Origin of the sequence: Humidesulfovibrio sp., assembly GCF_035560995.1 — a bacterium.
Classification (GTDB): domain Bacteria; phylum Desulfobacterota; class Desulfovibrionia; order Desulfovibrionales; family Desulfovibrionaceae; genus Humidesulfovibrio.
Genome location: NZ_DATMYK010000035.1, coordinates 1 through 5,759 on the forward strand (window position 1 = coordinate 1; position 5,759 = coordinate 5,759).

The 5,759-nt window shown below is 62.7% G+C and carries 5 protein-coding genes and 2 pseudogenes; 3 read left to right on the forward strand and 4 right to left on the reverse strand.

The window, feature by feature from the left end; genetic code table 11:
* The 3 genes and pseudogenes from VN419_RS01125 to VN419_RS14585 all read left to right on the forward strand — a co-directional run.
* Window positions 1–418: pseudogene (locus VN419_RS01125) on the forward strand (RHS repeat domain-containing protein); the annotation flags it as partial.
* Between the two features lie 224 nt (window positions 419–642).
* A complete protein-coding gene (locus tag VN419_RS01130; RefSeq protein WP_325643549.1) occupies window positions 643–2,562 on the forward strand; it encodes an autotransporter outer membrane beta-barrel domain-containing protein in 1,920 nt (639 codons plus the stop codon).
* Between the two features lie 174 nt (window positions 2,563–2,736).
* Window positions 2,737–2,830: pseudogene (locus tag VN419_RS14585) on the forward strand (IS1595 family transposase); the annotation flags it as partial.
* 540 nt (window positions 2,831–3,370) lie between these two features.
* Here the strand turns inward: VN419_RS14585 and VN419_RS01140 are convergent.
* From VN419_RS01140 to VN419_RS01155, 4 genes are all read right to left on the reverse strand, one after another.
* On the reverse strand, window positions 3,371–4,435 hold the full coding sequence (locus VN419_RS01140) for a sulfite exporter TauE/SafE family protein (RefSeq protein ID WP_325643551.1): 1,065 nt from the start codon (window positions 4,433–4,435) through the stop codon (window positions 3,371–3,373).
* A gap of 27 nt (window positions 4,436–4,462) precedes the next feature.
* Window positions 4,463–4,771: a hypothetical protein gene (locus VN419_RS01145; protein WP_325643553.1), complete on the reverse strand. Its 309-nt coding sequence runs from the start codon at window positions 4,769–4,771 to the stop codon at window positions 4,463–4,465.
* A gap of 71 nt (window positions 4,772–4,842) precedes the next feature.
* Window positions 4,843–5,382, reverse strand: coding sequence for a hypothetical protein (locus VN419_RS01150; protein WP_325643555.1), 540 nt, complete (start codon window positions 5,380–5,382; stop codon window positions 4,843–4,845).
* Window positions 5,383–5,404: 22 nt separating this feature from the next.
* The gene (locus VN419_RS01155) at window positions 5,405–5,575 is read right to left on the reverse strand and encodes a hypothetical protein (protein WP_325643558.1); all 171 of its coding nucleotides are present in this window, start codon (window positions 5,573–5,575) and stop codon (window positions 5,405–5,407) included.
* Between the last annotated feature and the right edge of the window lie 184 nt (window positions 5,576–5,759).

Below are 5,759 nucleotides of genomic sequence, written 5' to 3' on the forward strand. Positions count from 1 at the left end.
AACGCAAGGAGCTCCTATGCCCTCCCAATTTCTCTCGTTGCGGCGCGATGAGCAAGGCCGCATCGCCGAACGCACCCTGAACCTCGGCGGCGAGGCCGAAATCCGGCGCTACGCTTATGATTCGGCAGGACGCCTCGCCCGCGTCGCCGATGGCTCGGGCGGTCTGTTGGAGTCCTGCCAGTACGAACCCTCGGGCCTGTTGCTGCGCGTGGACCTGCCGGATGGGCGGCGTATCGACTACGCTTACGACGCGCGGCACAGGCGTCAAGCACGCGCGGACGCGCTTTCGCTTGACACCAGCGCCTGGCGCGCCGTGGAACCAGCATGTGCGACGGCGAAGGGGAGCGTCGACTTTCGCTCTGGTTCAGGGGGGCTGTGGGCTAATATCCTGCGGCATCATTATGCCCTTCCCCATTGAACTGTTTTGTGTGTATACGTACGCGACATAACCTGTCGCACGACATGTATATTGTGCAACCTTGCACCGAGCAGAACGAAACCAACGAAGACTGACAGGCAGAACATCCGCACCAACGGCCGTGGCGCCCGGAGGCGGGTCGTCAGCAGCGCGTTGACGCTCTTAACAACATAATATAACTATAGACTTCAAATACCATATGGCAACATGACGGGAGAGCCCCGGTGAAGTTCCGCCTCATTGTCTCCCCGTTGGCGTTGTGCGCCGCATGGCTTGCGCTCATCATCTATTGCGCCCCTGGCGAGTGCCGAGCGGCAGACTTCAGTCAGTCCATCGTGTTTGGCGACAGCACCCAGGACAGCGGTTATTTTCGCTACAACACCACCGGCAGCATTGCGGTCGACGGTGCGGTGAGCGCCGCCGTCTCTGCCGGAGCCACGGGCGGGTATGTCGGGCCCGGAGTTATGAACTCCAGCACGTTGGCGGCCAAGTTCGGCCTCAGCCTCGCGCCGGTTGGGGCCGGAAGCACCAACTACGCCAACGGAGGGGCCTATTCCGTGCCCCTGCGTTCCTCCCCGGCTTCCGCCTACTCCTCCGGACTCTTTCCCGCCAACGTCTCGGTCAGTCAGGAAATTCAGAACTACCTCGCGGCGGTCAACGGCGTGGCCAACTCCAAGGCCCTCTATGTCATCAGCAGCGGCAACAACGACCTCATCTTCGTACAGAACCAGACAGCCGCTTGGATCGCCGCAAACCCCTCCTTCTTGCGCGACCAGGCCACAAGCCTGGCGGCGTCAGTCGCCAGCCTGCAAGCGGCCGGGGCTCGCACCATAGTGGTGCCAAACATGTTTAATTCCGCCGTGTACGCCGCCCTTGGCGGCGATATCGACCCGGCAAACGCCGTTCTCTATGCACGGTCCGTGGCCTACGGGAATGATCGCTGGGCGGCCTTGACGGCCGCCGGGGTCCGCTTCATCCCCTCCGACCTCGACAGCGTATTCCGCTTTGTCGTAAAAAATCCGGCCCAGTTCGGCTTCACGCCCGCTTCTGTGCTCGCTGCCAACTCTCCGTCGGGGGTGAGCGCCATAATCACCACCTGGGCCAACATCACCCCGCTGCAAATGCAGACTTATCTGTTCATTGACGGGAAGCACATGACCACAGCGGGCCAAACCATCGAGGCGGACTACGACTACAGCCTGATCGTCGCGCCGAGCCAAATGTCCCTTATATCAGAAAGCGTCATCCAAAGCGGTTTGGCACGCACCGCCACCATCCAGGGCCAAATCGACCAGTCCAAGCAGCACCGGGGGCCAAGCGGCGTCAATGTCTGGTCCAGCGGCGGGGCTGGCGTGCAGAAAAGCAAGAACGCAAAGGGCTTCCCCGAAGACTCCGGCGTTCCGTTAAACGGTTCGCTCGGCGTGGACTACCAACTGCCGGACGGAGCAATCATTGGCGCGGCGCTCTCGGCTGGCAGCCAGACTCAGGGGTTTTCATCGGGCGGCGGAAAATTTGAGCAGACGGCTGAAGTTTTGAGTCTTTACGCCGCCTATGCGGCTGGGTCGTTTTGGGCCGATGTCGTGGCCTCCTTCGGCCTACAGCAGAACGTCATCAATCGCAAAGTCAAGATGGGGCTTTTCACCGACAACAACCGCGCCAACGCCGACGGAAACTCGCTTGCGCTTGCGCTCCGCGCTGGGGGAGACATCCCCCTGGGACCCGTCACCACAGGCCCAGTGGTGGGCATGCTGCTACAGCGCGCCTACCTGAACGGCTTCACCGAAACCGGAACCAGCGGCGTCACGGCCTTGTCTTTCGGCTCGCAAACACGCGACTCCGCCGTCCTCCAGCTCGGCTGGCGCGCCTTGCTCGATTTGGGGCAGTGGCAGCCCTTTGCGGAAGCGAAATGGAACCACGAGTGCGCCGAGACGCAACGCACGGTGAACGCCTCCCTCACCTCGGTGGGGGTGGCGTCATACTCCATGCCCGCCGCACCTGCGCCCCTGGACTGGACGCGGGCCGCCATCGGCACATCCTACAAACTCAATCCGCTAACCGTGCTGCGCGGCGAAACATCAGTGGTCATCAATCGCTCCCAGGCCACAAGCTATGGCGCCGAGTTGGGAATCAACGTGACGTTTTGACCTGGCGCAGACTTGGCTGCAGACCAACGGGGGAGCAGAATGAGGTGTAAGGATGTTGCGGTAGATGTCAGTTACGGGTACCCCCTGCCGTAATGCGCAGCACGTAAAGGCAGCTGGAAGGAAGGGGCTGTCCTAACGACGAGTGTTCTCCCATGCTAGGGTGGAACCATGTACATCCGAAAAAATCGGCTCAGTGCCCAGAAGCGCTCTCGGCTCATCGAGCATTTTGTGGCTGGAGCAACGGCTCGGGCCGCAGCCCAGATCGTAGAACCGCTAGTTCACCGCCGGGCAAGAGGTTCCTCACCCAGGCACCCAGCCAAGGGGCTGCCGCCCCTGAACCCCTCTGTGCAGGGGCAGCCCCCCCTCGGAGCAATCCGCCGTGGTTCACGAGGTCATGTCCCCCTTGCCCGCGTTCGTTTGCACTACAAATCCGCACTACAAAAGTCCCGGAAAAGTCGTATTTCTGTAGTGCATTTAAAGATTTCACTAATGATTTCAGGGTATGCACGGCATTCCGCTTGAATGGCATTCAAGAGGCCGTGAGTTCAATTCTCTCCAGCTCCACCACTCGATAGATCAAGGGCTTGCGAAACGATTCGCAGGCACTTTTTCGTTGCTGCACTTCAGCGTTGCCCTCCTGAGTAAACCGGCGCGCAAGCCGGCACAGATCGGCGCGGGGAAGCTCCGCGCAACCGAACCAGCACGCCCCCTGCCCCCTTCAGCGTCCGCCCTGCCCGCAAAAAAGGCCTGCGCGTCGCCTCCACCAGGAGACGGCGCGCAGGCCAGAGGTCGGGAAGGCTGCGGATTGCTAGGCTTGGCCGTAGGCCTCCTGGGCCTGCCTGGCCATGGCCCGGCGGGCCTTGAACATGGCGCCCAGGATGATCACCGCGCCCAGGGTGAGGGCGGCGCACATGATGAGGAAGCTGGCCTGGTCCATGAAGGCCACCTTTTCCGGGGCGATGTCCATGAGTCCCAGCTGCGCCAGGTACTTGGGCAGGGCCAGGGCGCGGGAAACGGCCACGATGAGCATGATGGAGCCCATGACGATCTTGATCATGACCTCGCGCACCAGAGTGGTGCCGATGGCCCCCAGCTGCACGCCAAGGAGCGAACCCGCCAGGATGATGAGGGTGAGGCGGATGTCGACCATGCCGTGCATGGCCCAGTTGATGGTGCCGCCCAGGCCCATGGCGAAGGCGATGACCAGTTCCGAGGCCGAAGCGACCAGGCCGCCGGCGCCAAGCACATAAATCATGCCCGGCACGCCGATGAAGCCGCCCACGGCGATGGTGGCGGCCAGCATGCCGGTGGCGAAGCCCACGGGCACGGTGAACCACAGGGAGATGCGGACCTTGGCCGTCTTGAAGGTGATCATGGGCCAGAGTTCAATCTTCTGCAGGCGCAGGGCCAGGGCCGGGGTCACGTCCGCGCCGGTGCTCTTGGAGCTCTTCATGGCGTCGTAGAACACATAGCTGCCCACGATGACCAGCACGGCCACAAACGACACGCTGACATAGAGGTTGGACCCCGCCTGACCCCATATCTCCAGAATATGGTTCTGGATCTTGATGCCCACCTGCACGCCGATGCCCGCGCTGGCGGCCATGACCAAGCCGAGCTTGATGTCCACCTGGCCGTAGCGGAAGCGCTTGATGGCCCCCACCAGGGCCTTGGGGAACTTGTGGCACATGTTGCTGGCCACGGCCACGGTGCCGGGCACGCCCAGGCTCATCATGCCCGGGGTAAGCACAAAGGCCCCGCCGGAGCCGATGAAGCCGCTCACCAGCCCGCCGATGAAGCCGACGATGAACAGGAAGATGATGGAGCTCGTGGTCAGATCGATGAATTTCAGGGTGTCGAGGGCGACGTCCATTGCTGACTCCTTTCGTTGCGCGCGGTTTTAGGCGTTGAGCGTGGCGCGCACTTCGGGGCGCTTGGTCTTGGTGGCGGACTGGGTGGCCTGCACGGTCTTGGCCGGAGCCTTGGCGTTGATGCCCAGCGCGCTCCACAGGTTGGAGGCGAACCCGCCATGCACATAGGAAACCAGGAATACCGTGGCGATGGGCGCTGCCGCATACACTCCGCCGCGAGAGAATATCTCGGTGATGGCGTTCGCATGCTGGAACACCACCCCGTATACGGCCGCGCTGGCCGCGCCGAAACCGATCATCCGCAGCAGCGCTTGTTTCTTCGTCACTTCCTGAGCCATGAGAACCTCCATTTCATCTGTATTGTTGACGGCTCTGCCGTCTTATGAACGTATTGCCGGTCTGGCCGGGATCAGCACCGGTACGAAAACTCCGGCACCATGAGCGCGGCCTGCTTCCTGGCGGCCTCCGGCCTGCTGGTGATGACGAACTCCACGCGCCGCAGCTCCAGGCTCACCATGGAGAGCACCTCGTCGCGCAGTCCCTGGCGCAGGATGTGCGAGCAGGCCACGCCCCTCCGGGCCGCCTCCTCGAACAGCTGGCGCGCGCCTTCGCGGGCCTGGGCCTCGCAGTCGGCCGGGAGCCGTTCCGGCTGTCCCACGCTCAAGAGCACCAGATCAAAGCCCAGGCGCTCGGCCAGGTTCACACTGTAGGAGGCCATGCCCTCGGGCAGGCCTCCGGTTTCGGCCAGCACCAGGATCTTGCGATGCTCGGCGTGAAAGTCGCCCAGGACCGTGCGCGCCAGGTCGGCCTCTCCGGCCTCGGCCAGGCTCAGGGCCTCGCCGTAGACCTCGATGGCCTCGCGCCAGCCGCCTCGCTGGCGCAGGGCTATTCCGGGCCGGAGCGGCTGCGGGCCAGGACTCTGGCTGGTCTTGGGAGCGGACTTGCGCATGGCGTGGCGGGCGGCTTTCCGGCTAGGCCTTGAGGCTGGGGCGGGGGCGCTGCGCGCCGGGCTTCGCCTTGGCGCTCACCACTTTGGCTTGTGCGCGGTTGCCAAGGCACTCGCTGGCTTCCTTGCCCAGGTTGCGTTCGGCAAAGGCGGCAGCGGCGAACGTTGTCTCCATCATGTCTCGCAGGCTGTTCAAGGCGACCTCTCCGGTTGATGTTTTCAGTTGGCCCGCTTCTTTCAAGGGACATGCCGCCATGAGCCGACAAGACAAAACACAGAAATTTAAAGATATTTCTCGGAAACGCGCAAACAGCGCCGGCCACAAGCGTTGCATATCGCAACGCAAGAATCGTCGAATTTCTTCATCACGCTTAATTTAT

Excerpts from the sequence above, each read along its gene's own strand:
- VN419_RS01140 (WP_325643551.1), bottom strand. The coding sequence starts at position 4,435 with ATGGACGTCGCCCTCGACACCCTGAAATTCATCGATCTGACCACGAGC.
- VN419_RS01145 (WP_325643553.1), bottom strand. The coding sequence starts at position 4,771 with ATGGCTCAGGAAGTGACGAAGAAACAAGCGCTGCTGCGGATGATCGGT.
- VN419_RS01150 (WP_325643555.1), bottom strand. The coding sequence starts at position 5,382 with ATGCGCAAGTCCGCTCCCAAGACCAGCCAGAGTCCTGGCCCGCAGCCG.